This is a genomic window from Candidatus Gorgyraea atricola, assembly GCA_030765235.1.
GTDB classification, from domain to species: Bacteria; Omnitrophota; Gorgyraeia; order Gorgyraeales; family Gorgyraeaceae; genus Gorgyraea; species Gorgyraea atricola.
On the sequence record JAVCCW010000008.1, the window covers coordinates 27,631 to 53,252 of the forward strand.

Here is a 25,622-nt window from a genome sequence, read left to right on the forward strand (position 1 = left end):
CCAGGTCTTTATTATTTCATCTGAGGGAGGGGCGAGAGATGATCGACTATAAAAAAGCAGGTGTGGATATAGATAAATCAAATAGGTTTGTAAAGGATATTTCGAAGATGGTTGGCGGCATCGGTGGGTTTGGCGCATTTACAAGGATTCCCAAGAAATATAAAAATCCTGTACTTGTTTCGTCAACTGATGGCGTGGGTACAAAGCTAATGATCGCAAATCTATTAGATAAGCACACTACAGTGGGAATAGACCTTGTTGCCATGTGCGCAAATGATATAGTAGTCTGCGGGGCTGAACCGCTTTTCTTCTTAGATTATTTTGCAACAGGAAAACTTAATAGAAAAAAGGCCAAAAATATTGTTAAGGGCATTTTTGATGGCTGTAGTCAGGCAGGCTGCGCTCTTATAGGCGGAGAAACAGCAGAGATGCCAGATATGTATAAGAATGAGGACTATGACCTGGCTGGTTTCTGCGTGGGCGTGGTTGAAGAGAAAAGAATCATAGACGGAGACTCTGTAAAACCTGGGGATAGGATTATCGGGATTCAATCAAGTGGCCTGCACTCGAATGGATTCAGTCTTGCCAGAAAAGTCTTTAAGAAAAGCGAATTAGAAGGTAAAGCCGGAAAGACACTTTTAACGCCTACGATAATTTATGTTAAGGTGATTCAGAAATTATTAAAGAAAGTTAAAGTAAAATCTATTGCCCATATAACAGGCGGCGGTTTTTATGACAATATCCCACGCGTATTGCCGAAACAAACATCAGCGCTCGTATATAAATATTCATGGCATGTCCCTGGCATATTCAGGGAGATCCAACGTCGGGCAAAGATAGACGATAAAAAGATGTATCGCACATTCAATATGGGCATTGGTATGGCAATTGTAGTGAATAAGAAAGATCTAAGCAAGGCACACGCTGTCATTAAGAGTCTAAAGCTTAAATCATGGACAATAGGCGAGATAATTAAAGGAAAAGGGGAAGTTGTAATATGAAGGTTTTGGTAATTGGCTCAGGCGGCAGGGAACATACATTGGTATGGAAGATCAGCCAGAGCAAAAAGGTAGATAAGGTATTCTGCGCGCCTGGCAATGGCGGCATAAAAGAAATCGCCGAGCTAGTCAATATAAGCTCAGATGATATTAATGGTCTTTTAGGGTTTGCAAAGGAAAGTAAAATAGATTTAACTGTGGTCGGGCCTGAGGTAGCGCTTGTCCAGGGCATAGTCGATAGATTTAACGAACAAGGACTAAAGGTATTCGGTCCATCTAAAGAGCTTGCCATGCTTGAGGGCAGCAAGATTTTTGCAAAAGAGGCCATGAAGAAGTTTGGTTTGCCTACAGCAGATTTTAAGGTCTTTAGTGATGCGCCCAGCGCGAAGAAATATTTAAAAGAAAAGGGCACACCTATAGTTATAAAAGCAGACGGCCTTGCAGCAGGTAAAGGTGTTGTGGTGGCACAGAGTATTGAAGAGGGAGAATCTGCTATAGATAGCATGCTGGTAAAAAAGATATTTGGCGAAGCAGGAGACAGGATTATTATCGAAGATTGCCTTGAAGGCGAAGAGGCATCCATCCTTGTTTTTAGCGACGGGAAAACAATAGCGCCACTTGTCTCCTCACAGGACCATAAAAGGATCTTTGACAATGATAAGGGCCCTAATACTGGCGGCATGGGAGCGTATTCTCCAGCGCCAGTTGTCTCGCAGGAATTATTCAATGAGATAATAGAGATGGTTTTTAGGCCTATTATTGATGGTTTTGCAAAAGAAGGAAAGTTTTTTAAGGGTGTTTTATACGGCGGTATTATGATTACAAAAAAGGGACCAATGGTCCTGGAATTCAATGTGAGATTTGGTGATCCTGAGACGCAGGCCATTTTACCAAGATTAAAATCTGATTTAGTAGATGTGATGCTGGCGTGCATTGATGGAAGACTTGATAAGATAAGACTCGAGTGGGATAATAGAACCTGTATAGCAGTTGTTGCCGCGTCTGGGGGATATCCTGGGACATATGAGAAACATAAAGAGATAATCGGGACAGGGAATTTCAAGGATAAAAAAGATATAGTTGTGTTTCATGCAGGCACTGTAGCCCAGGACGGAAAGATTTTTACAAGTGGAGGCAGGGTCCTGGCTGTCACAGGTTTTGGAGAAGGCATTAAAACTGCAAAACAAAATGCATACACAGCAATAGAGAAGATAAAATTTGACGGCATGTATTATAGAAAAGACATAGGAGATAAGGCAATTAGAAAACTCTAAACACTAAACTCTAAATACTAAACAAACTACAAACCCTAAACTCAAATTCTCCAAACAGCTGTTTATAGTTTGGGATTTAGTGTTTGTTTAGAGTTTAGTGTTTCGGATTTAGGGTTTGATAACGGAGGCGATATGGTTACTAAAAAGAGACCAGTGGTAGGTATACTGATGGGTAGTAAATCTGATGCAGAGACAATGGCTGAAACAGAGAAGATCTTAAAGGAGCGCAAGATTCCATATGAGATAAATGTTATTTCAGCTCACAGGAATCCTGAAAAAGTACGTTCTTATACCAAGGCTGCTAAGAAAAAAGGCATTAAGATCTTGATATGCGGGGCAGGCATGTCTGCGGCCTTAGCAGGAGTTGTCAGTGCTTATACGGACTTGCCAGTCATTGGTGTTCCAATGCACACCAAGGCTTTAAATGGAGTAGATTCTTTACTTTCTACTGTGCAGATGCCAGGAGGCGTACCTGTTGCATGCATGGCAATAGGTAAAGCAGGCGCCAAGAACGCCGCTATACTAGCCAGTCGCATTTTAGCATTGTAGCAACTTGCTCCCCCTGTGGGCTTTTTCCCCTCTGTAGTAGGCCAGGTTTAAACCTGGCCTACTACAGAGGGGAAGTGTAAAGTTACAGAGGGGGAGCATAAAGTTAGGAATGAGGATGAAGGTTGTAAAAGTAAATCCTAATTTTCCAGAGCCGCATGTTATAGAAGAAGGGGCTCGTCTCTTAAAAGAGGGAGGACTTGTTGCCTTTCCTACAGAAACTGTGTATGGGGTTGGTGCGAATCTTTTGGATAAAAAGGCAATCGACAGGCTCTATAAGATAAAGAAAAGGCCAAAGGGTAAGCCGTTTACCATTCATATCGCAAGATTCGAGGCATTAAAGGAGCTAAAGGTTAATTTGTCGGAACGTGCAGAAAAGATCGTTAGAAAATTCTGGCCAGGTCCTCTGACAGTCCTGGTACTCAACAAGAAAAAGGAAAAAATAGGCATCCGCATGCCTAATAACAAAGTGGCGTTAGCGCTTATAGATAAGGCATCTCTACCTATAGTCGCGCCCAGCGCAAATCTCTCTGGGAAAAACCCGCCTACTTCAGCTAAGGAAATAATTCTTGATGTTGATATGGTATTAGACGGTGGAAATACGGCAATCGGCATAGAATCAACAGTATTAGACGTCACAGTAAATCCTTTTAAGATATTGAGAAAAGGCGCGCTTTCAGGAGAAGATCTTTTGGCTGACTACCACGTGCTTTTTGTATGCACTGGCAACAGCTGTCGCAGTGTCATGGCAAAGGGGATGCTGGAGAAGTTTCTAAAAGAGGCTGGCTTGTCTAAGAAGGTGCGTGTTGATTCTGCTGGCACAGGAGGATTTGCAGGGATACCTGCCGCGACAAATACAATAGAGGTCATGAAGGAAGAGGGCGTGGATGTCTCAGCTCATAGAGGAAAACCAATAAGTCCTGCGCTATTGAAAAAATCAGATTTTGTCTTTGTCATGGAAGATGTGCACAAAAGATATATAGTGAATGCTTTACCAAAGACAGCCTTAAAGACAAGGCTTCTTAAAGAAGCTAGTGGTATACCTGATCCAATAGGAAAGTCTATCGAAGAATACAGGCGCATCAGGGATATTATAAAGGATAGTGTTGAGAATATATTTTTAGAATTATTTAAAAAGGAGAATAAGGGATGAAGATAGCTATTGGCGCAGATCACGGCGGTTTTAATTTAAAACAAGGGCTTGTAAAGTTTTTAAAGAAGAAAGGTCACAGCGTAAAGGATTTTGGTACATTTTCAAAAGAGAGTTGTGATTATCCGATTTATGGCTACAAGGTTGCAAGGGTAGTTGGCCGCGCTAGATTTCCTAAGGGAATACTTATCTGTACTACAGGCATTGGCATGTCAATGGTCGCCAATAAGGTCAAGGGCGTGCGCGCCGCGCTTTGCGATAGAACAGATATTGCGCGTTTAAGTAGAGAACATAATGATGCCAATGTTTTAGTATTAGCGTCAAAAGTCACTGCGCCCTCTAAAGCAAAAAGAATAGCAGCTGTCTGGCTTTCAACACGCGCCCTTGGCGGGAGACATCAAAGGCGCGTTCGAAAAATCTAAGCAGCTTATAGCAGCTGTAGGGCACACTTTAGTGTGCCAAAAACTGTGACAATAAGAGCGGAATTTTTGGAGGCGACATGAATTCATTAAAAAAAATCGATCCGGAGATCTACGAGGTTATCAAAAAGGAGTTAGTCAGACAGCGGGATAATGTTGAGCTTATAGCGAGCGAGAATTTTGCAAGCCTTGCCGCGCTGGAGGCTCAAGGGTCTGTCCTGACTAATAAATATGCTGAAGGGTACCCGTCAAAGCGCTGGTATGGTGGCTGCGAACATGTTGACGAGGCAGAGCGTTTAGCGATCAAAAGGGCGAAAAAGGTTTTTGGCGCAGAACATGCCAATGTGCAGCCGCATTCAGGCACACAGGCAAACATGGCTGTGTATTTCGCATTGCTAAAACCAGGTGATACGATCCTTGCAATGGACCTTGCCTGTGGAGGGCATCTCTCGCATGGCCTGGGGCATAATTTCTCAGGGAAGTTTTATAATTTTATATCCTATGGGGTGAATAAAAAGACTGAGCAGATCGATTATGATGAAGTAGCTTCTCTTGCGAGCAAGAATAAACCACGGATGATCGTGGCAGGAGCAAGCGCGTATCCGCGCACCATAGATTTTAAGAAATTTAGACAAATAGCAGATTCTGTAGGCGCGTATCTCTTTGTGGATATGGCGCATTTTGCAGGACTTGTGGCCGCGGGCCTTCATCCAAATCCCGTAGCTTATGCAGATGTGGTGAGCGCTACCACGCATAAGACCTTACGCGGCCCAAGAGGTGGCCTTATACTTTGTCGCAAGGAATTAGCTAAAAAGATAGACACAGAGGTTTTTCCAGGTGTCCAGGGTGGGCCATTAATGCATGTCATAGCCAGTAAGGCAGTGGCATTTAAACAGGCGCAGGCAAAAGAATTTAAGGAATATCAAGCCCAGATCATAAAGAATTCAAAGACATTGGCGAAGTCTCTTGAAGATTCTGGTTTCAGGATAGTGTCTGGAGGAACAGATACGCATCTTTTGCTGGTGGATTTGGGACCGAAAGGCATTACTGGAAAAGAGGCAGTATTGATCCTCGATAAGGTGCATATAACTGTTAATAAGAATCTAATACCTTTTGATAAAAAGAGCCCTGCTGTTACAAGCGGCGTAAGGCTGGGTACGCCTGCAGTCACGACAAGAGGTATGCTTGAGAAAGAGATGAAAGAAATAGCAGCAATAATAGACTGCGCATTGACAGAGAAAAACGATACTTCAGCCTTAAATGAATGCGCAAAAAAGATATCAGCGCTTCTTAAAAAGTTTCCTCTTTACCGGGAGGTAAAATTATGAAATGTCCATTCTGCGGTCACAAGGAAGATAAGGTCATTGATTCGCGTTCTTCTGAAGAGGGTCGTTCGATCCGGCGTCGTCGGGAATGCCTCAAGTGCAAGAGGCGTTTCACAACATACGAAAATATAGAAGAGACGTCTCTCATGGTAATAAAAAAAGATGGCAGGCGCGAACCATTCGACAGGAAAAAAGTATTGGCGGGACTTAAAAAGGCATGCGAGAAAAGACCAATAAGCATGCAGCAGCTCGAAGACCTCGCGGAAAAAATAGAATATACACTTCAGAGTAAATTTGAAAAAGAAGTAGACGCTAGTCAGGTAGGCGAGCTGCTAATGGAGGAACTTTATAAATTAGATGAGGTTGCCTACGTGAGATTTGCCTCTGTTTACAGGCAGTTTAAGGATATAAATCAATTTATGAAGGAGCTCAAGGGCCTCCTGAGCCATAGTAAGTAGTTTATTCCGCGGTATAACTTACAAAATCCGACTTTTTCTTTAATTCCTCGAAATATTTATTAAAACTGTCTTGTTTCTTTTTTGCAAGAAGCTCTTCTTTAAAGCCTTCCTTTTCCTCAATAAACTTGATCTCATCCATGTCCTGATATTCATCAAGCCTTAATAGGGCCCATGTTTCTGCCATTTTTATAGGGCCTGGTATTTCGCCTATTTTTAATGAGGCGCACGCTTTTACAAAGTCTTTGGCAGGGCCTAATGCAGGTATGTAGTCGTTTCTGGTTATAAGATCAGTCTCTTTGATTTCCTTTCCGATACTCTCGAGGGTTTGCCCATTTTTTATTCTTGCGTGAATTTTCTTAGCTTCCTTCTCAGATAACCCTATGGATTTATTTTTTGTATAAGAGGTTATTACAGTATCGCGTGTTTCTGAAAACTCAGGTATATAAGAGGCCTTTCTCTCTTCCAACCCTATCATGTAAAAACCCTTATCAGTTTTAATAAGGACATTTGATATTTCTCCATCACCCAGCTCAAAACCCCTCTTTGTAAATTCATATGACCAGCCTATGTCTGGGATCTCCTCCTGCATATTAAAAAAGCCTGTTTCTTTTGCCTCAAGCGCAAACGCTTTAGCAGTTTTTTCCATATCTTTTTTATCCAAAAGACTATCCAGGACCCTATAAGACAGCTCTTCCGCAAGGCTGGTCTTTTTTTCCATGCCGAGTTTTTCAGATATACTCTTTTTTATTGTCTCGTCCAACACCGGCATTTCTTCTGAATCAGGTTTTTCATAATCCGCGATATGCTCTTCGAAATATCTCTTAATAGCTTCTTCATCCACATAGACCTCTTTATCAAATTGAGAAAAAAGGACTTCTATATATTTTACATTGATTTCCTCAGGCTTTCTGAACAAGCCCCTGTTCTCTTTGTAGAATTTTATAAGATCTAGTTCTTGATAGTGTACATCCTTTTCAAATTCGCCAAACGGTATTGATATATAAGACGCCTTTATCTTCTCGAATTTTTTCCTGTACTCTTTTTTTACTTCTTCGTCAGTTATAGAGACGCTGGAGGTGGCTTTTTCTCTGAGTTTGGAGATAAGGATATCATCGCGCAGTTTGTTTTCCCACGAACGCGCGGCCTGGCCAAGCATTGATTTATATAATTTTTTATCAAATTTACCATCGCGCTGGAAGGCAGGAGCTGAGGTGATCCTTTCTACTACTTCACTATCGTTAGCGGATATCTTCTCTCTTTTTGCCGCTTCCAATAAAAGCAAACGGTTCCATGCCATCTGGTCAATGAATTCAGCAGGCACATTGTTGCCAAATGTCCTTATGGCCTGATCTCTTGCGACGCGCCACATATCAGCATGTTTATCGAAAGAGATCTTTTTATTAAAGATCTTTCCTGCGTAGTTTGGACCTTTGCCTCTTTTTTTTCCAGTCGAGCCAGCTCCCCATACGACAAAGGCAGGGATTATTATTATAGCCAGCCCCCAAACTATGCGCTTCATATTCTTTTTCTTGCGTAGGAATTTTAATAACATGCTAACCATTATACACTTTATGTATTGAAAAATCTATGTTAAAATATTCATATGATGAAAAACCAAGAGATAGCTGAGGTCTTTAGACAGATTGCACAGATCCTTGAGGTAAGGGGAGAGAACGTATTCAGGGTTCGCGCGTATGAGCGCGCAGCACGCAACATAGAATCTATGCCTGAAGATATAGAGGTTTTTGTAAAAGAAGAGAGACTCACAGCCATACCTGGCATTGGAAAAGACCTGGAAGAAAAGATAAAAGAGATTGTTTCAAGCGGGAGGCTTGAGTATTTAGAAGATCTGAAGAAGAATACGCCAAAAGGACTTATTCAGATGCTATCTATACCGGGCGTAGGACCTAAGACAGCAAAGCTATTATACGATAAATTACAGATACAGGACATGGTGATGCTTGAGAGAATGGCTCACATGGGAAAGATAAAAGATGTCCCTGGCATAAAACAGAAGACCGTTGAAAATATACTGCGCGGCATAGAGCTTATTAAAAAAGGTAGAGACAGGATGGATCTAAAGACAGCAATGGACGCATCCCAGAATTTTATCGAGCAGCTTAAAAAGTTAAAGGAAGTAAAAAGGATAGATCCTGCTGGCAGCCTGAGGCGAATGAAGGATACAGTGAGGGATATTGATATATTGGTTTCCTCGAAGAGCCCTGGCAAGGTCATGGATAGTTTTACGAGGCTACCAGATGTGCGAGACGTACTTGCAAAAGGCCCAACAAAATCGTCAATAGTTACAAAAGATGGCATACAAGTAGATGTAAGGGTAATAAAAAATGCTTCATACGGCGCCGCGCTTATGTACTTCACTGGTTCAAAGGAGCATAATATAAAATTACGTCAGCTGGCGATAAAAAAAGGTCTGAAGCTGAATGAATATGGCTTATTCAGGAAGGAAAAGGCAATAGCAGGCAAGACCGAGATAGAAATATGCAAGAAATTAGGCATTAGCTATATCTCTCCTGAGCTAAGAGAGGACAGGGGTGAAGTCGAGGCGAGCATAGAAGGGGATCTTCCAAAGCTCGTGGAGCTAAAGGACGTAAAAGGCGATCTGCACGCGCATTCTAAATGGTCTGATGGTGGGAGTTCCATAGAGGAGGTTGTTCTAAAGGCAAGAGAACTGGGTTATGAATATATTGCTATTACAGATCATTCGCAGGGCCTTAAGATAGCACAGGGCTTAAATAGGGATGAACTAAAATCCAAGAAAAAAGAGATAGATAGCCTGAACAAGAAGTATAAGGATATAAAGGTATTATATGGTACAGAGGTGGACATTGATTCAGATGGGAACCTGGATTATCCTGACGATATCTTAAAGGATATGGATATTGTTATAGCTGCAATACATTCTGGGTTTAAGCAGTCAAAGGAGAAGATAACCGAGCGTATTATTAAGGCATGCCAGAACAGGTATGTTAATATCTTGGCGCATCCTACTGGTAGGCTCTGGGGCGCAAGAGAGCCGTATGAGATAGAGCTCGAAGAGATACTTAAGGTATGTAGGGATACAAATACAGCCATTGAGATAAATAGTTATCCCCAGCGGCTGGACCTAAATGACACAGGTTGCCGCATGGCAAAGGAAAAGGGCGTTAAAATAGCAATAAATACAGACGCGCACATTGCCGCAGAACTTGATAATATTAACCTAGGCATCTCCGTAGCCCGCCGAGGCTGGCTTGAGAAAAAGGATGTAATAAATACTTTGTCCTTTGAGAAATTGAGGGATAGGCTTTAACCCAAAAGGAAGCCTGGTCGCTCAGGTGAAAATTTCCCCTGCACCACTCAGACCAAGGGGTCTTGGGGACGCAAAATTTTCCCAGCGTGAAAATTTTGCTCTTTTTTTACGCTCGCTCGCTAAAGTAGACAAAACAGTCACTGACTGTTTTGTCTACTTTAGCACCGTGCCCGCTCGCGTAAAAGAAGCCCCAATACCCCTTGGTCTGAGTGGTGCAGGGGAGCGACCAGGCCTCCTTTTGGGTTTAAGACACGTAAAAAACCTTTAATAATCACGCTTTTTATGTTATAATAAAAACTAGTTAAGAGAAAGGCAAAGGCTATTTTTTTGGGTGGATTATGAGGAAGTTTAGAAAAAGGTATAATTTTAGGTTGAGGGTTAATATAGCCTTAGTATTTATGACAATAGCAATACTGGCGTATCAGAGTTTTGCCTATGCATTAAGAATACCGATGATGTCCACTTTTAATCTAAGGGAAAATGTCAACAGTCTTGATTTTGCACGAGTGATTATGATTTCCTCTGGTTTAGAAGTAAAGTACGATCCTTATTTTGAAGTTAATAGGCTACGTGAAAGGATATTAGAAGGCGAAAACATTGATACTATGTCCGAACTCTCTGGCTATGAATATGGCTTAGGAGCTCTTGTTAGACTAGGTAAATTGAGAAGGTATATTTATGTTAAAGGTAGTGTAACCGGAGACGGGGATTATTATCACATCTCTATAGATTCTAAGGCGTTACCTCGGAAACGATTATCTTATATTTACGATAGCTTCGCAAAGGTAGAGTCTTACCCTCATCCAGATACAGAATGCAAGACAAAATTGTCATTTAGTATTTTGAAAGATAAAGAAGTGCATGAGTTTTATACTGAAATAGCTGGTGAGATTTTGCTAGGAGCAGACTTTACTTCGATTTATCAAAACCGCGCTACTTTGGTTTTGAAGGAAGAAGCTCTAAGGCAACTATTGAAGGCATTGAAACAGAAAGATTTAATTGAGACAAAAGAAGCTCATCAAGCTGAAAAGGATGGCAGACTTGTTTTATCACTTAAAGTTAGCGAGCCTATAATAGATATACTTTTCTTGGTAAGTATTTTTGTTGGAGAAATTAATATCAGAAAACCATTTGAGTTGGTTATCTTTTCTGAAACAAATACAGACACAAAAGAAATCTTTGAGAGACAAAAAACTTTATTTGCAAAGAAAATATCAAAAAAACAGACAGAACAGATTGTAGAAGAAGTGGTTATCCCCGAAATACAAGTCAGAAAGGGGATGTAAGCTTAATTTGTTTATATTTGGCAGGGCTGGGGCCGTAGGCACATTAGGAAGGTTTTGGCAAATGTCCGCAAGGATCCGCCTAAGGCGGACCGTAGCGGACGGCAAAATCTCTCCAGTGCCGAAGGCCCTAGCCCGGCCCTGCCAAAACCTACTATTGACTACCTACTCTTGATTTGTTATAATGAATACAGATATAAGTTACCCCATTCCAAATTCTGAGTGATGCGCGATTTATTTTTTGGAACTACTTGCGTGCAATTCTAATGGGTTATTCGATGATTTTTAAGAATTTGGAACGGGGCAAATTCGCACAGCAATTTACGTTCACGTTGTTCCGTAAATTGCGTGCTCATTTGAAAGAGGTGAATTATGGCGAGAAGAGCATGGCTTTTGTCGCTTTTTCTGGCGATCATAATCTCTTTGGGGGTGTTCACTCTTAAGGGCTTTGGCAGGGAGCAAAAATCTTCCAGTGATGCCAAAGACATTAAAGAGCTCTCAGAGAAGATAGATGAAGTTTTAAAGAATCAACAGGATATGATAGCGCGTCTCGAGGATGTACGGGCGCAGCAGGATATAATAAGGGTCAGGGCTTCGCGATAGAACCCAAGGAGAAACTATGACTAGTACAAGCGAAGTCTCTATTATTGTATCTTTTGTGGCCGGGCTCTTGACGTTTCTTTCTCCGTGTGTCCTACCTCTTTTTCCCTCATATATAACATATATAACAGGGCGGTCTTTTGAGGATTTAAAGACTGGCGGATCTTCCTTTAATATAAGAAAGATCACTGTTTTACATTCCTTATTTTTCATACTCGGGTTTTCTATCGTATTTATGCTTCTCGGTATCACATTCGCGTACCTGGGAAGCTTCTTTGGCATAAGAAAGAGCTGGCTGGAAAAAGCAGGCGGGATACTCATAATTCTATTCGGCCTGCATATGGCTGGCGTGTTTAATCTGGGTTTTTTGAGTCGAGCGAAAAAAACAGCCCTTGCTAAAAGAAAAACAGGTTATTTTAGCTCTTTGTTAATAGGTATGGCATTTGCTTTTGGCTGGACACCGTGTGTGGGCCCTATACTTTCAACAATACTTATATACGCGTCCACGCTCGAGAGCCTGCCCAGGGCAATAATGCTTTTGTCGTTTTATTCAATGGGTCTGGGCGTACCGTTTTTGATCTCGAGTCTCTTGATAAACCAGTTTCTTTTTATATTTAACCGCTTCAAGGGTTTTATGAAATTCGTCCCGATAATTACAGGAGTATTCTTAATAGGCGTAGGCATACTGCTATTCTTAGGGATATTTTCAAAACTTGCAGGCATGCTTGCTGCATAGAGGGAAAGTTCATGGGTAAGAAAACCATTATTATTATATCAGTCCTTGTTTTGACAGCTATTATTTTATTCACCTGGTTCAGCGGGATCAATAAGGTGCCCGAGGTAGTTTATAGGCCTGCCCCTGATTTTGCGCTTCTGGATATAAATGGTAATGAAACTACTCTGTCTAATTTGAAAGGCAATATAGTGATACTTGATTTTTGGGCAACATGGTGTCCGCCCTGCAAGGCAGAGATACCGCACTTTATAGAGCTTCAGGATGAGTATAGAGATGAAGGTCTTGAGATAATAGGTATTTCATTTGACTGGAATGCAGAGAGGATATTAGGCGGTTTTGCAGAAGAGAATGGCATTAATTACACGCTTTTAATAGGGACAGACGAGGTCAGCGACCTATATGGCGGCATAATGTCTCTACCTACAACCTTTGTCATAGATAGAGATGGCGGCATAAGAAAAAGATATATAGGTTACAAGGGAAAAGAAGTATTTGAGAAAGACATAAAGGAGCTTTTATGATCGTCAGTCAAAAAAAACCCTTTGAAGAAATATTGAAAGCGTTGGGGTCAAAGAAGAATGTCTTTTTAGTTGGCTGCGGGGATTGCGCTACTACTTGCAAGACTGGTGGAGAAAAAGAAGTTTTGGAAATGAAAAAACTCCTGGAAGAAAATGGCAAGACTGTTACTGGATGGGCAATACCTGATTCTCCGTGTATTGCAAGCCAGACAAAGATGGTCTTTGCAAAGAACAAGAAGGCAATCGACGCATCTGACGCGTTTTTAGTGCTTTCATGTGGTCTTGGAGTACAGTCTGTTCTGGATAATGACAGGGCAAAGAGACTTGTTTGTACGGGATGCGATACGCTGTTCGGATCTATAGTAGATAAGACTGGCGTTGGATTTTTCGAAAGATGCGCAATGTGCGGGGAATGCGTGCTTAATGTTACAGGAGGCATTTGTCCTGTTACAAGGTGCGCAAAGGGTCTTTTAAACGGGCCATGCGGTGGTTCAGATAAGGGAAAATGCGAAATAGATAAGGATCAGGACTGCGCATGGATATTGATCTATAATAGGCTTAAGGAATTAGGCAGCTTAGAGAATATGAAGAAGCGAAGGCCAGCAAAGGATTATTCTAAGACTACTAAGCCGAGAAAACTTTTAGTAAAAGGAGAATAAGGTCATGGAAGGGTTTAACACTCAATACAGTGAAAAGGTGATGGAGCATTTCAGGAATCCCAGGAATGTGGGAGAGATTCTGGACGCAGATGGAATTGGGAATGTCGGAAACGCAGTCTGTGGAGACATCATGAAGCTCTATATTAAGGTGAGAGACAATATAATTGTGGATGCAAAGTTTAAAACGTACGGATGTGGCGCAGCTATTGCCACTAGCAGTATGGTGACAGAACTTGTCAAGGGAAAGACTGTCGACGAGGCACTGAAACTTTCTAACAGGGCTGTTGCAGAGGCGCTAGGGGGATTACCTCCTATAAAGATGCATTGCTCGCTGCTCGCAGAGCAGGCACTTAAATCAGCAATCGATGATTATTTAGAAAAGAGTGGCAAGAAAAAGGCATGAATAGAAAAGAAGTCTTAAGGAAAAAAATGAGACAACTATTAAATCGTCAAACAAAGTTGGAAAGGAGAATCAAAAGCAAAGCTATACAAAAAAAGCTATTTTCACAAAAAGAATTTTTAACATCAAAGTGCGTGATGCTTTATGTTTCAAAGGGCACGGCCGAAGTAGAGGCAGGTCCTATAATAAAAAAGGCCCTTTCAATGGGCAAAAAGGTGGTTTTACCAGTTACCTTAGTGAGAGAGAAGAATTTGAGGCCTGTTTGTTTTACAGGTTTCAAGCAGGGCATGAAAAAAAGCCTGTATGGTATTTACGAACCAAGAGAATCTAAACCTGGAAAATCTTTTAATGCGAAGAAGGTAGATCTGATAATAGTACCTGGCGTAGCTTTTGATAAAAAGAACAACAGGCTCGGTCGTGGTAAGGGCTATTATGATAGTTTTTTAAAACGCATACCCAAGGATACGCCTAAGATAGGCCTAGGCTTTAGATTTCAGGTTTTGGATAAAATACCTACCACTGCTCGCGACATCCCTCTCACTGCTGTCATCACTAACTAGGCAAGTCACATTTTACATATACAGTCAGGAGGTGTTTACAATGGAATCGAATATTAAGACGATCATCTCTGTAATAGAGGTCCTGGTTTTTATCCTGGTGTTTTTCGCGGGATATTTTATAAGAAAGTTCTTTTCTGAAAAACATCTGAGAGAGAACGAGGAGAGGACGAAAAAGATCTTAGAGGAGTCAAAGAAGGAGCTGGATAATAGAAAGAAAGAGCTTGAGCTTGAGGCAAGGGATTCAAAATATAAGGTCCGTTCAGATTTTGAGCGCGAGACAAAGGAAAAGCGCCTCGAGATCACAAATCTTGAAAAGAAGCTCTTGCAAAAAGAGGAAAATATCGATCGCAAAGTAGATATACTTGATAAGAAGGATGGGGATATCTCGAAGAGAGAAGGCCTTCTTGTGGGTAAAGAGAAGTCTATTGAAACGAGACAAAACGATCTTTCAAGGCTCATCGCGGAGGAAAGGCAAAAACTTCAGAGGATATCAGGCCTTAGCGTAGAAGAAGCAAAGAAACTCTTTTTGCGCAGGGTAGAAGATGATGCGCAGCAAGAGGCGCAGAAGCTTTTCAAGGAGATCCTGGACAGATCCAAGGAGTCTGCGAACAAGAAGGCAAAAGAGGTCTTATCAAGCGCTATACACAAATGCGCCGCAGAGCATGTCACTAATACCACTGTGTCTGTGGTGCCTCTTCCGAATGATGAGATGAAAGGAAGGATCATAGGAAGGGAAGGCAGAAACATAAGGGCTCTCGAGGTCGCCACAGGTATTGACGTGATCAACGATGATACTCCAGAGGCAGTAATACTTTCTGGTTTTGATATGGTAAAGCGCGAGATAGCCAGGGCAAGCCTTGAGCGACTTTTGCAGGACGGCAGGATTCATCCAGGCCGCATAGAAGAGGTCGTAGGCAAGGTAAAGCACGAGATGGATAATACCATAAAAGAAGAAGGCGAGCATACTATTTTTGAATTAGGCCTTCAGCGCGTGCATCCTGAGATCGTCAGGCTTATAGGTAGGCTGAAATACAGGACCAGTTATGGCCAGAATGCTTTACAGCACATGAAAGAGGTAAGCATTATCATGGCTGTTATGGCCGGGGAATTAAATCTGGACGTGACTCTGGCAAAACGCATAGGGCTTTTGCATGATATAGGAAAGGCAGTTACTCACGAAGTAGAAGGCCCGCACGCTGAGATAGGCGCAAAGCTAGCAAAGAAATATGGCGAATCTCAGGAGATCGTGAACGCGATCGCCTCTCACCACGAGGAAGAAGAGCCAAGCTCTATCTACGCCATACTTTTACAGGCTGCTGACACAGTCAGCGCGACAAGGCCTGGCGCGCGAAGAGAGACGCTTGAGAACTACATAAAACGCCTTGAGAAATTAGAGGCTATAGCGGATTCGTTCAAGGGTGTTGAAAAGGCATATGCTATACAGGCAGGCAGGGAGATAAGAGTAATGATCCAGCCAGACAGGGTCAGTGACCTGCAGGCAATAGGCCTTGCCAGAGAGATAAGTAAGAAAATAGAAGAAGGCCTTGAATACCCTGGTCAGATAAGGGTGACTGTGATCAGGGAGACGAGAGCGATAGAGTACGCAAAATAAAATATGAAAATTCTACTGATTGGTGACATAGTTGGTAGGCCTGGAAGAGAGGCTGTTAAGCGAATAGTGCCTGAGATTCGCAAGGATAGGTGTATAGATCTTGTCATTGCGAATGCTGAGAATATTGCTGGCGGCTCAGGTCTTACTATTGATACTGCGGACGAGCTCTTAAACGCTAAAGTGGATGTATTGACTGCAGGAGATCATATATGGAAGAAAAAAGAGATATATGAGAAGTTAGAGAAAGATAAAAGGATCTTGCGGCCAGCAAATTATCCAGACGAATGTCCTGGTAGAGGGTCAACTGTTGTTAAACTGGGTTCTGGTAAAAAGGTAGGCGCGGTAAATGTGCTTGGCAGGGTTTTTATGAATAACATTGACGCGTGTCCTTTTAAGACCGCAGAAAGAAAAGTAAAAGAACTTTCTGAAGAGACAAAGATCATCCTGGTGGATATACACGCGGAAGCTACGAGCGAGAAAATAGCTTTAGGGAGATTTCTCGACGGAAAGGTAAGCGCGATATTCGGGACCCACACGCATGTCCAGACAGCAGATGAGAAGATCCTGCCGTATGGAAGCGCTTATATAACAGATCTGGGCATGACAGGCGCTCAAGATTCAGTTATAGGTCGAAAGGTAGAGCCTATTGTAGAGCATTTTCTTACCTATATGCCAACGAAATTCGAGATGGCAGATAAGGATGTAGAGCTTCAGGGGGCGATAGTTGAGGTAGATGAAAAGACAGGCAAGGCAGTCTCTATAGAAAGAGTGAAAGAAAAAATAGAAAGCTATTTATAATATGGTCAAAGAAGGAACCTTTGTATACCAGGTAAGCGAATTAACCTCAGGCATAAGGACAGTTCTTGAGTCCTCTTTTTCCAATATATGGGTGGAAGGCGAGATCTCTAATTTTAAAAGTCATTCATCAGGTCATTTTTATTTTACATTAAAGGATGACAGGAGTGAATTAAAATGCACATTTTTCAAAAATTGTAATGTAAAAAATAAATTTGAAATACAGGATGGCATGCAGGTGATATGTTTTGGCAGGGTGAGTGTGTTTGAAAAGCGAGGCCAGTATCAGATGAATGTCATAAAGATGGAGCCCAAGGGCGTAGGGGCCTTGCAGCTGGCATTTGAACAATTAAAAGAGAGACTTTTTAAAGAAGGCCTGTTTGACCAGGCGCGCAAAAGACCAATACCAATGCTTCCGAACAGGATCGGTATAGTGACTTCTCCGACTGGCGCAGCTATCAGAGACATGCTTCATGTATTGGACAAGAGATTTTCAAATGTAGAAGTAGTGATAAATCCTGTAAAGGTGCAGGGCCAGGGAGCAAAAGAAGAGATAGTAAGGGCAATAGAGGGTTTTAATAAGCTGGGCAATATTGACGTAATGATAGTAGGACGAGGCGGCGGAAGCTTAGAAGATCTGTGGGCGTTTAATGAAGAGATAGTTGCCCGTGCCATACATGCTTCAAAGATACCTGTTATAAGCGCTGTGGGCCATGAGATAGACTGGACGATCAGTGATTTTGTAGCAGACCTTAGGGCGCCAACACCTTCTGTGGCTGCAGAGCGCGCTATTGCGAATAAAGGGGAGATCGCTGAGAGATTGGAGAATCTGGAAAGAAGGCTCAAGGAGTATCCTTTGAATATAGTAAAGGAATATGAGCAGCGATTAGATGATATAGAAGATGGATTGAGTCTGAGATTCAGGCATTATATTGAGATCAAGGAAGGGAATTTTAGGCTGCTTTCTGAGAAATTAGAGATATTAAGCCCTCTGGGAATTTTAGGCCGCGGGTATAGCATTAGTTTTAAATTGCCAGAAGGAAAAGTCCTTAAAGACGTAAAATCTCTCAAGACAGGGGATATGATAGAGACGAGACTTTCAAAAGGAAACTTCAGAAGCAGAGTAGAGTAGTCGAATGAGGACATAAGTTACGAAAATCTATGATTTTCGTAACTTATTAGTCCGAATTCGACCCCGTTCCAAATTCTGAGTGATGCGCGATTTATTTTTTGGAACTACTCGCGTACAATTCTGATAGGTTGTTTGATGATCTTTAAGAATTTGGAACGGGGTTCAATTCGCAGACGCCATTGGCATCTGCGATGCCAATGGCTACAAGTTACGAAAATTTTCAATTTTCGTAACTTGTCTGCTCATTGAAGGGGGTTATAATGGCAAAGGAATTAAAATTCGAAGAGATGATGAAAAATCTGGAGACAATCGTGAATGATTTAGAGAGTGGCGAGATGCCTCTGGATGAGTCATTGAAGAAATACGAGGATGGTGTTAAGCTTCTTCATCAATGCAGGAAGCGGCTAGACGAGACAAAACGCAAGGTCGAGGTCCTGGTTAAAAAAGGCGGCAAGCTTACAACGGAGCCATTCGAGGAATGAACATCAAAAAATATATTACGAATAAGAAAAAGGTTATAGATAAGGCATTGGATGGGTATTTGCCTTGCGCAACGACAAAGCCGGCAGTGATCCACAAGGCTATGAGGTATGCAGTGCTTCCGGGCGGGAAGAGGATACGGCCTATTTTGACTATTGCTAGTTTTGAGGCATGCGAGGGAAAAGGAAATGCTATTATGCCAGTCGCCTGCGCGATAGAACTTATACATACGTATACGCTTATTCATGATGATCTGCCTTGCATGGATAATGATGATTATAGGCGTGGAAAATTGAGCTGCCATAAGAAATTCAATGAGGCGATCGCGCTTTTGGCGGGAGATGCGCTATTGACACTGGGCTTTGAGTTAACAAGTAAGTCGGATATCGTAAAGGAAGTCTCAAGGGCCATAGGGAGCCAGGGCACTATAGGAGGCCAGGTCTTAGATATGGCCAAGGGTAAGAAGGATTTAGATTATGTTACAAGTCACAAGACAGGCGCGCTTTTTGAAGTTGCGCTAAAGGCCGGAGGCATGTTTAAAGGCGTTGGAAAGAAAAAACTAACCGCCCTTAGCAAGTTTGGTAGAGATATTGGTTTTACATTTCAACTCATAGATGACCTGATAGATAAAGATGGTTATGTAAAAGTTTACGGGGCGCCTCACCTCAGAAAAATGACAGAGCTTTTGACAAGACGCGCAAAGGCCCACCTGGATATTTTTGGCAAAAAAGCCAAGATCTTACAGGAAATAGCAGATCTTATATTGAAAAGACATGACTAAGTTGCTTGATAATATAAATAACCCAGTTGATTTAAAAAAGCTGAGCGTAGATGAATTGCCAGTTTTGACTCAGGAGTTAAGGGATGCTATTGTTGAGACAGTTTCCAATTCTGGCGGGCATCTTGCCTCGAGTCTTGGCGCGGCAGAGCTTATAACAGGCATACATTATTGTTTTAACGCGCCTGAAGACATTATTATATGGGATGTAGGGCATCAGGCATATGCGCATAAGCTGTTGACCGGCAGGAAGGACAGGTTTAAGACATTACGGCAGCTTGGGGGCCTGAGCGGATTTCCAAATAGATTTGAAAGCGAGTTTGATGTTTTTACTACAGGGCATGGATCTACGTCTATCTCTACCGCGCTTGGCATGGTCGCTGCCAGAGACCTGGAAAATAAATCGCATAGGGTGGTAGCTGTTATAGGTGACGCGTCTTTAGGAGGAGGCATGGCCTTTGAGGCGCTCAATCACGCGGGACATCTTCGCAAAAAATTTCTTGTAATACTTAATGACAATGAGATGAGCATATCTCGAAGCGTAGGCGCGTTAAGTAAATATTTAAATAGGATCATAACAGCCCCCAGATATAATAAGATCAGAAAAGATGTAGAGGCGCTTTTGAAACGCGTGCCAAGATTCGGTTTCGGGGTGATAAGGGCAGCCAGGCGATTAGAAGAAGGACTGAAGAGCCTTTTGGTGCCGGGTATGTTTTTTGAAGAATTAGGATTTAGGTATTTTGGCCCCATTGATGGCAATGATGTGCGCGCGGTAGTCAGCACATTGAAGAATATAATCAATATGAATGAGCCAGTACTCTTGCATGTATTGACAAAAAAAGGCAAAGGTTATTCGTATGCGGAAGACGTGCCTGAAAAATTTCACGGCGTGGGAGCATTTGACGTGGCTACTGGCGCGAAAAAGCCAGCCAAAGAGAATTTTACCAATACATTTGGCGAAGCAATGATAGATGCCGCAAAAGCAAATAATAAGATCATTGCTATAACTGCCGCGATGCCAGAAGGTACAGGCCTGGATAGATTTGCAAGTATCTTCCCTGATAGATTTTTTGATGTTGGTATGGCAGAGCAGCATGCAGTGGGTTTTGCGGCAGGCCTGGCAAGCGCAGGACTAAAGCCAGTCGTAGCGGTGTATTCTACTTTTTTGCAGCGTTCTTACGACCAGATAATACACGACGTGTGCCTGCAGAATCTCAATGTGATATTTATGCTGGACCGGTCAGGTATTGTGGGTGAAGACGGGCCCACGCATCACGGCGTGTTTGATATCTCGTATTTAAGGAATATGCCAAATATGGTAGTGATGGCGCCTAAGGATGAAGAAGAATTAAAAGAGATGCTTAAGTTTGCTATTTCCTATAATGATGGACCCATTGCTATCAGGTATCCCAGGGGAGGGAGCTATCGTGCCGAAAAAGCCGAGGTCCAGCCTCGGCTTTTTGAAAAGCCGAGGCTGGACCTCGGCTTTGGTAAAGGAGAGATATTGAGGGAAGGCAAGGATGTTACGTTGTTATGTGTTGGCTATATGTCTCGTGTTGCCTTGCACGCGGCAGAATTATTATCATCTCAAGGTGTGGATTGCGAAGTTATAAATGCCAGATTTATCAAGCCATTAGACCTGGAATTAATATTAAACTCTATTTCAAAGACAGGGAGACTCTTTACAATCGAAGAAGGTATAGCGAGCGGGGGTTTTGGCTCTTTTGTTTCAGAATCTCTTATTGATAAGGCGCGGAAAAAGGTTATAATGGAGACAATAGGGCTTCCAGATAGATTTATTGAACATGGGGATAGAGACATTTTATTGGATAAATATGGACTTTCCGCAGAGCGTATCAAGGAAAAGGTATTATTGTGCCTAAAGTAGAGATAGGTAGAGAAAAATGTAAAGGCTGCAGGCTTTGCGTGGTATTTTGTCCCAAGGCCTGCATTGAATCAGACGACTCTATTAATAAAAGAGGGGCTAATCCGGTTTTGTTTATAGATAAAGATAAGAAATGCACAGGATGTGGTTTTTGCGCGATTGTATGCCCGGACCTGTGCATAACAGTGTATAAATGATTCCTTCTTCCTCTGTAGGCCGGGTTTAAACCCGGCCTACAGAGGAAGAAGGTTAGGTGAGACAATGGCTAAAAAAGTATTGATGTGTGGTAATGAGGTTTTGGCAGAGGCTGCGATAATGGCAGGATGCAGGTTTTACGCCGGCTACCCTATTACTCCGCAAAATGAACTTCCAGCTTACATGTCGAGGCGCATGCCAGAATCAGGAGGCGTGTTTATGCAGTCAGAGAGTGAAATTTCCGCCATCAATATGGTCTTTGGCGCGTCACTTATAGGCGCGAGGGCAATGACATCTTCTTCAAGCCCAGGCATCAGCCTTAAGCAGGAAGGCATATCGTATCTTGCTGGCTGTGAACTTCCTGCAGTAATAGTAAATGTAATGAGAGGCGGACCTGGCCTTGGGAATATAGCGCCGAGTCAAAGTGATTATTTTCAGGCTACAAGGGGCGGAGGCCATGGCGATTATCGTCAGATAGTGCTGGCGCCAGCCTCGTTGCAGGAGATAGTGGATTTGACTGTGCTTTCGTTTGATCTAGCAGATCAATACAGGATGCCTGTTATGATTTTAAGCGATGGTATTTTGGGGCAGATGATGGAGCCGGTGATATTAGAGACAAGAGACAAGGGACAAGGGACCCCGAACCAGTCGCTTCGCTCCAGTACGGGGCAGGCAAAAAAGGATTGGGTCTTGGATGGATGTAAAGGCAGGAAGCCGCGGGTGATAAAGTCGCTTTTGTTGGGTGATGGCGAATTAGAAAGATTTAATGAGAAACTGCAGAAAAGATATGAAGAGATTAAAGAAAAAGAGGTGCGTTGCGAGATCTTGCACGGAGATGATAGTGAGATCATGATAGTCAGTTATGGCACGACCAGCAGGATCTGCAGGAGCGTTGTTGAAAAACTTCGCAGTGACGGAAAAAAAATAGGCATGGTCAGGCCCTTGACCCTGTGGCCTTTCCCAGAGAAACAATTGAAAGAGTTAGCCGAAAAGATTGAAAAATTTTTAGTAGTAGAGATGAACTGCGGACAAATGGTGGAAGACGTCAAGCTTGGCATAGACTGTAAGCGCTCAGTTTATTTTTATGGACGTTCAGGCGGCGGGGTCCCTACAGAGGAAGACATAATCAGTTATATTTATGAAAAAAATATTCTGTAAGCCAAACAGCATGAGAGATATATCTACCCATTATTGCGCTGGATGCGGTCATGGTATAGTGCATCGTCTTGTCTGCGAGGCAATAGATGATCTTGGTATAAGGGAAAAAGTCATAGGCATTGCGCCTGTTGGCTGCGCAGTTATAGCATATGACTACTGGGATTTTGATGTGACAGAGGCAGCGCACGGCAGGGTGCCAGCAGTTGCTACAGGTATAAAAAGGATGAGTCCTGAGAATATAGTGTTTGGATATCAGGGAGACGGGGACCTCGCGGCAATAGGCACAGCAGAGATCGTGCACGCGGCAAACAGGGGAGAGAACATAACCATTATCTTTGTCAATAACGCGGTTTACGGGATGACAGGCGGCCAGATGGCGCCGACCACGATGCTTGGACAAAAAACAGCTACTTCACCTTTTGGCAGGGATCAGAAACGAGATGGTTTTCCACTCAAGGTATGCGAACTCATATCTACACTGCCAGGTGTTTCATATGCAGAGAGGGTGTCCACGCATTCTCCTCAAAATATTTTAAAGGCAAAAAGAGCGATAAAAAAGGCGTTTCAAAGTCAGCTTGATGGTCAGGGCCTTTCTATTGTTGAAGTGCTTTCAGCATGCCCTACTTATCTAGGACTTTCATCTGAAGAGGCTGTCAAGTGGATGGGCGAGACCATGATAAAAGAATATCCTTTGGGAGTATTTAAGTGAGAGAAGAAATCGTCTTTGCGGGATTTGGAGGCCAGGGCATAATGCTGATGGGGAAGGCCCTTTCTTGTGCCGCGATGAAAGAAGGAAAGTTTGTTACATGGATGCCTTCTTATGGCGCGGAGGTAAGAGGCGGAACTGCGCATTCCATGGTGGTTATTTCAGATAAAGAGATCGCTTCTCCTATTGTACGGGAGCCAAGCATTTGCATAGTCATGAACAAGCCTTCGCTTTTGAAATTTGAGGCCAAGGTCAAAGAAAAAGGGATTTTACTCATAAATAAATCTTTGGCAGAAGATGGATCAAAGAGAAACGATATAGAGGTATTAGATATCCCTGCCACAGATATGGCTTCTAAATTAGGGAGCCAGCGCATTGCAAACATGATCATGCTTGGCGCGCTTCTATCAAAGAAGGGCATATTGCCGGTGCAGGCATTGATAGATTCTTTAAAAGATGTTATTCCGAAATCTCGTCACAGCATGATACCTTTAAATGAAAAGGCAATAAGAGAGGGTTACGAATATGGTTCGCGTTAGGTTTGCGCCAAGCCCCACAGGGAATTTGCATGTAGGAAGCGCCAGGACAGCGCTTTTTAACTGGCTATACGCAAGGGCGCAGTCAGGGAAATTTATTCTCAGGATAGAAGATACAGATAAGAAGCGCTCAAGCGAGGCGTACCTAAAAGAGATCATTTCCAGCCTCGAGTGGCTGGGCATGAACTGGGATGAAGGCCCATATTTTCAGAGCAAACGCCAGGATATATATCTTTCGCACGCTGAGAAATTGGTCAAAGAAGGAGCCGCGTATAAAGACGGCGAGGCGATCATATTTAAGGTGCCTGCTGAAAAGATAAAGATGTACGATATTGTCCATGGCGAGATAGAAATAGACAATGCCCTTATCGGCGAACTTGTTTTGATAAAATCAGACAGGACACCTGCCTATAATTTTGCGTGTGTAATCGATGACATGGATATGAAGATCACGCATATAATAAGAGGGGATGACCATATTTCCAACACGAACAAGCAGATCGCCGTGTACAACGCGCTCAAGGTAAAACCTCCGAAATTTGCGCATATTCCATTGATACTCGCGTCAGATAAGTCTCGGCTTTCCAAGAGATTCGGCGCAGTGGCGATCTCTGAATATAGAGAAAAAGGATATCTTCCAGACGCAATGGTTAATTATCTTGCGCTATTAGGGTGGGCTCCTGGAGATAACAGGGAATTCATGGAAACGCCAGAGATAATAAAAAAGTTTGGCCTTAAACGCGTCAATAAGCGCGGGGCTGAGTTTGATGAGGATAAACTACGCTGGCTTAATGGCGAGCACATAAGGAAAATGGATGTAAATAGATTTATAGAGGTGGTTACACCTTTTGTTAAAGGCGAATATGACGCGGCATGGTTTAAAAAGCTTGCCCAGCTTTACCACCCTCGGGTGAAGACCCTTGTTGAATTTAAAGAAGAACTCGATATCTTTGTATCTGACGAGGTGAATTATAGAGAAGAGGCAAAGGAAAAGTTTTTGAAAAAAGAGGGAGTTTTAGATATACTAAAGTTAGCTAGAGAACGCCTGGAAAGAATAGAAGATTTCAGCCCTGAAAAAATAGAGGCTGAGATGAGGGCCCTCATGAAGGATTTGAATATCAAGGGCGGGGATTTAATACATCCTTTAAGAGTCGCAGTTACAGGCAAGAGTGTTTCAGCAGGCATCTTTGAGGTCCTGGCGATTTTAGGTAAAGAGAAAACCATAAGAAGACTAGAGAAAGTTATCCACACAGTAGGGCAGGTTTAAACCTGCCCTACAATAGGTATATTATGCAAGAGAAGAGAAGGTTTGTAAGGATCCAGTGGCCAGTTATCGTGCTTTACACTACGCTTGAGGAGCCCTTTACCGAGGATCAGATTGTTGGCAAAGATATAAGTGAAGGTGGGGTCTCTTTTGTTGTCTATGAGAGACTTGCTAAAGGCACAAAACTCAACATGCAGATCCAGACTCCTTTTGATTCATTGCCTATATTCGCAAATGGCAAGGTAGCATGGATTAGAAATACAGGCCAGGAACACGAGAAGACATTTGAGGTAGGTGTGGAGTTTACCAGGGTCGACCCAAAAGACCAAAACCGCCTTAAGATATATATAGCGAATGAGATAAGGGAAAGAAAGCAATAGTAAGATTTGGTCCCTCGACGCACCAAATAATGCTTCGCATTATTTGGTTTGCTCGGGATCAAATTTGCTTCGCAAAATTGGAGGATCATCTAATGGTAGGATGCGAGTCTCTGGAACTCGTCGTGATGGTTCGAATCCATCTCCTCCAGCCACATAAATCTCTCTAATTCCAGAGGGAGAGATAACGCAAGCCCTGATAAGTAATTTTCGTCAGGGCTTTTTTATCTTCGCATGTTCCAAAGGGTTAGGGAAATTATTCCGCCATGTCATTGCGAGGCCTGCAGAGCAGGCCGAAGCAATCTCGATTTTATACAAAAATACCCAAAAAAATCTCATCGAACCATCTCTTTATCTCCATATTGCGGTTTAGTAAAGGAGCTGTAGTAAATGGCTATTAAGGGATATTTTTATGACAGTTTGTGATATAATTAATTAGCATAAAAACAATCTGCACCAACAGCTGTA

The 25,622-nt window shown here is 42.5% G+C and carries 28 protein-coding genes and 1 tRNA gene; 28 read left to right on the top strand and 1 reads right to left on the bottom strand.

Annotated features, from left to right (window positions below; genetic code table 11):
• Positions 1–41: 41 nt before the first annotated feature.
• From purM to nrdR, 7 genes are all read left to right on the top strand, one after another.
• The gene (gene purM / locus P9L93_01825) at positions 42–1,001 is read left to right on the top strand and encodes a phosphoribosylformylglycinamidine cyclo-ligase (GenBank protein MDP8229822.1); all 960 of its coding nucleotides are present in this window, start codon (positions 42–44) and stop codon (positions 999–1,001) included.
• Complete coding sequence (purD, locus tag P9L93_01830) at positions 998–2,272, top strand: phosphoribosylamine--glycine ligase (GenBank protein ID MDP8229823.1); 1,275 nt, start codon at positions 998–1,000, stop codon at positions 2,270–2,272. The genes purM and purD overlap by 4 nt, the downstream gene beginning before the upstream one ends.
• A gap of 132 nt (positions 2,273–2,404) precedes the next feature.
• Positions 2,405–2,821: a 5-(carboxyamino)imidazole ribonucleotide mutase gene (gene purE, locus P9L93_01835; protein ID MDP8229824.1), complete on the top strand. Its 417-nt coding sequence runs from the start codon at positions 2,405–2,407 to the stop codon at positions 2,819–2,821.
• A 115-nt stretch (positions 2,822–2,936) separates the two neighbouring features.
• The gene (locus P9L93_01840; GenBank protein ID MDP8229825.1) at positions 2,937–3,971 is read left to right on the top strand and encodes an L-threonylcarbamoyladenylate synthase; all 1,035 of its coding nucleotides are present in this window, start codon (positions 2,937–2,939) and stop codon (positions 3,969–3,971) included.
• A complete protein-coding gene (gene rpiB / locus P9L93_01845) occupies positions 3,968–4,390 on the top strand; it encodes a ribose 5-phosphate isomerase B (protein ID MDP8229826.1) in 423 nt (140 codons plus the stop codon). Before P9L93_01840 ends, rpiB begins: the two co-directional genes overlap by 4 nt.
• 77 nt (positions 4,391–4,467) lie before the next feature.
• Positions 4,468–5,715 (top strand): serine hydroxymethyltransferase, encoded by a 1,248-nt coding sequence (gene glyA, locus P9L93_01850; protein ID MDP8229827.1) that lies wholly within the window; start codon positions 4,468–4,470, stop codon positions 5,713–5,715.
• Positions 5,712–6,170 (top strand): transcriptional regulator NrdR, encoded by a 459-nt coding sequence (gene nrdR, locus P9L93_01855; protein ID MDP8229828.1) that lies wholly within the window; start codon positions 5,712–5,714, stop codon positions 6,168–6,170. The genes glyA and nrdR overlap by 4 nt, the downstream gene beginning before the upstream one ends.
• Position 6,171: 1 nt before the next feature.
• Here the strand turns inward: nrdR and P9L93_01860 are convergent, their stop codons facing one another.
• A complete protein-coding gene (locus P9L93_01860; GenBank protein ID MDP8229829.1) occupies positions 6,172–7,722 on the bottom strand; it encodes a SurA N-terminal domain-containing protein in 1,551 nt (516 codons plus the stop codon).
• 54 nt (positions 7,723–7,776) lie between these two features.
• Between P9L93_01860 and polX the strand changes: the two genes are divergently transcribed.
• The 21 genes from polX (at position 7,777) to P9L93_01965 (ending at position 25,309) form a co-directional block, all read left to right on the top strand.
• On the top strand, positions 7,777–9,480 hold the full coding sequence (gene polX, locus P9L93_01865; GenBank protein ID MDP8229830.1) for a DNA polymerase/3'-5' exonuclease PolX: 1,704 nt from the start codon (positions 7,777–7,779) through the stop codon (positions 9,478–9,480).
• 338 nt (positions 9,481–9,818) lie between these two features.
• On the top strand, positions 9,819–10,766 hold the full coding sequence (locus tag P9L93_01870) for a hypothetical protein (protein ID MDP8229831.1): 948 nt from the start codon (positions 9,819–9,821) through the stop codon (positions 10,764–10,766).
• A gap of 369 nt (positions 10,767–11,135) precedes the next feature.
• On the top strand, positions 11,136–11,366 hold the full coding sequence (locus P9L93_01875) for a hypothetical protein (GenBank protein ID MDP8229832.1): 231 nt from the start codon (positions 11,136–11,138) through the stop codon (positions 11,364–11,366).
• Between the two features lie 16 nt (positions 11,367–11,382).
• Positions 11,383–12,099 (top strand): cytochrome c biogenesis protein CcdA, encoded by a 717-nt coding sequence (locus P9L93_01880; protein MDP8229833.1) that lies wholly within the window; start codon positions 11,383–11,385, stop codon positions 12,097–12,099.
• A gap of 11 nt (positions 12,100–12,110) precedes the next feature.
• Complete coding sequence (locus tag P9L93_01885; protein MDP8229834.1) at positions 12,111–12,620, top strand: TlpA disulfide reductase family protein; 510 nt, start codon at positions 12,111–12,113, stop codon at positions 12,618–12,620.
• On the top strand, positions 12,617–13,276 hold the full coding sequence (locus P9L93_01890; protein ID MDP8229835.1) for a methylenetetrahydrofolate reductase C-terminal domain-containing protein: 660 nt from the start codon (positions 12,617–12,619) through the stop codon (positions 13,274–13,276). The genes P9L93_01885 and P9L93_01890 overlap by 4 nt, the downstream gene beginning before the upstream one ends.
• A gap of 4 nt (positions 13,277–13,280) precedes the next feature.
• Positions 13,281–13,679, top strand: coding sequence for a Fe-S cluster assembly scaffold protein NifU (gene nifU, locus P9L93_01895; protein MDP8229836.1), 399 nt, complete (start codon positions 13,281–13,283; stop codon positions 13,677–13,679).
• Entirely contained in the window at positions 13,676–14,236 is a 561-nt protein-coding gene (locus P9L93_01900; protein MDP8229837.1) for a 5-formyltetrahydrofolate cyclo-ligase, read from the top strand. The genes nifU and P9L93_01900 overlap by 4 nt, the downstream gene beginning before the upstream one ends.
• Before the next feature lie 40 nt (positions 14,237–14,276).
• A complete protein-coding gene (gene rny / locus P9L93_01905) occupies positions 14,277–15,848 on the top strand; it encodes a ribonuclease Y (protein MDP8229838.1) in 1,572 nt (523 codons plus the stop codon).
• A 3-nt stretch (positions 15,849–15,851) separates the two neighbouring features.
• Positions 15,852–16,646, top strand: coding sequence for a TIGR00282 family metallophosphoesterase (locus tag P9L93_01910; protein ID MDP8229839.1), 795 nt, complete (start codon positions 15,852–15,854; stop codon positions 16,644–16,646).
• Between the two features lies 1 nt (position 16,647).
• A complete protein-coding gene (gene xseA, locus P9L93_01915; protein ID MDP8229840.1) occupies positions 16,648–17,775 on the top strand; it encodes an exodeoxyribonuclease VII large subunit in 1,128 nt (375 codons plus the stop codon).
• A gap of 260 nt (positions 17,776–18,035) precedes the next feature.
• The gene (gene xseB, locus P9L93_01920; GenBank protein MDP8229841.1) at positions 18,036–18,257 is read left to right on the top strand and encodes an exodeoxyribonuclease VII small subunit; all 222 of its coding nucleotides are present in this window, start codon (positions 18,036–18,038) and stop codon (positions 18,255–18,257) included.
• Complete coding sequence (locus tag P9L93_01925; protein ID MDP8229842.1) at positions 18,254–19,036, top strand: polyprenyl synthetase family protein; 783 nt, start codon at positions 18,254–18,256, stop codon at positions 19,034–19,036. Before xseB ends, P9L93_01925 begins: the two co-directional genes overlap by 4 nt.
• The gene (gene dxs, locus P9L93_01930) at positions 19,029–20,921 is read left to right on the top strand and encodes a 1-deoxy-D-xylulose-5-phosphate synthase (protein ID MDP8229843.1); all 1,893 of its coding nucleotides are present in this window, start codon (positions 19,029–19,031) and stop codon (positions 20,919–20,921) included. The genes P9L93_01925 and dxs overlap by 8 nt, the downstream gene beginning before the upstream one ends.
• Entirely contained in the window at positions 20,909–21,115 is a 207-nt protein-coding gene (locus tag P9L93_01935; GenBank protein ID MDP8229844.1) for a 4Fe-4S binding protein, read from the top strand. Before dxs ends, P9L93_01935 begins: the two co-directional genes overlap by 13 nt.
• A gap of 64 nt (positions 21,116–21,179) precedes the next feature.
• On the top strand, positions 21,180–22,271 hold the full coding sequence (locus P9L93_01940; GenBank protein ID MDP8229845.1) for a 3-methyl-2-oxobutanoate dehydrogenase subunit VorB: 1,092 nt from the start codon (positions 21,180–21,182) through the stop codon (positions 22,269–22,271).
• Entirely contained in the window at positions 22,252–22,980 is a 729-nt protein-coding gene (locus P9L93_01945) for a thiamine pyrophosphate-dependent enzyme (GenBank protein MDP8229846.1), read from the top strand. The genes P9L93_01940 and P9L93_01945 overlap by 20 nt, the downstream gene beginning before the upstream one ends.
• The gene (locus P9L93_01950; protein MDP8229847.1) at positions 22,977–23,516 is read left to right on the top strand and encodes a 2-oxoacid:acceptor oxidoreductase family protein; all 540 of its coding nucleotides are present in this window, start codon (positions 22,977–22,979) and stop codon (positions 23,514–23,516) included. Before P9L93_01945 ends, P9L93_01950 begins: the two co-directional genes overlap by 4 nt.
• On the top strand, positions 23,503–24,780 hold the full coding sequence (gene gltX / locus P9L93_01955) for a glutamate--tRNA ligase (protein MDP8229848.1): 1,278 nt from the start codon (positions 23,503–23,505) through the stop codon (positions 24,778–24,780). Before P9L93_01950 ends, gltX begins: the two co-directional genes overlap by 14 nt.
• A 23-nt stretch (positions 24,781–24,803) precedes the next feature.
• On the top strand, positions 24,804–25,157 hold the full coding sequence (locus tag P9L93_01960) for a PilZ domain-containing protein (GenBank protein MDP8229849.1): 354 nt from the start codon (positions 24,804–24,806) through the stop codon (positions 25,155–25,157).
• Between the two features lie 78 nt (positions 25,158–25,235).
• Positions 25,236–25,309 (top strand) — tRNA-Gln (locus P9L93_01965).
• Positions 25,310–25,622: the final 313 nt, after the last annotated feature.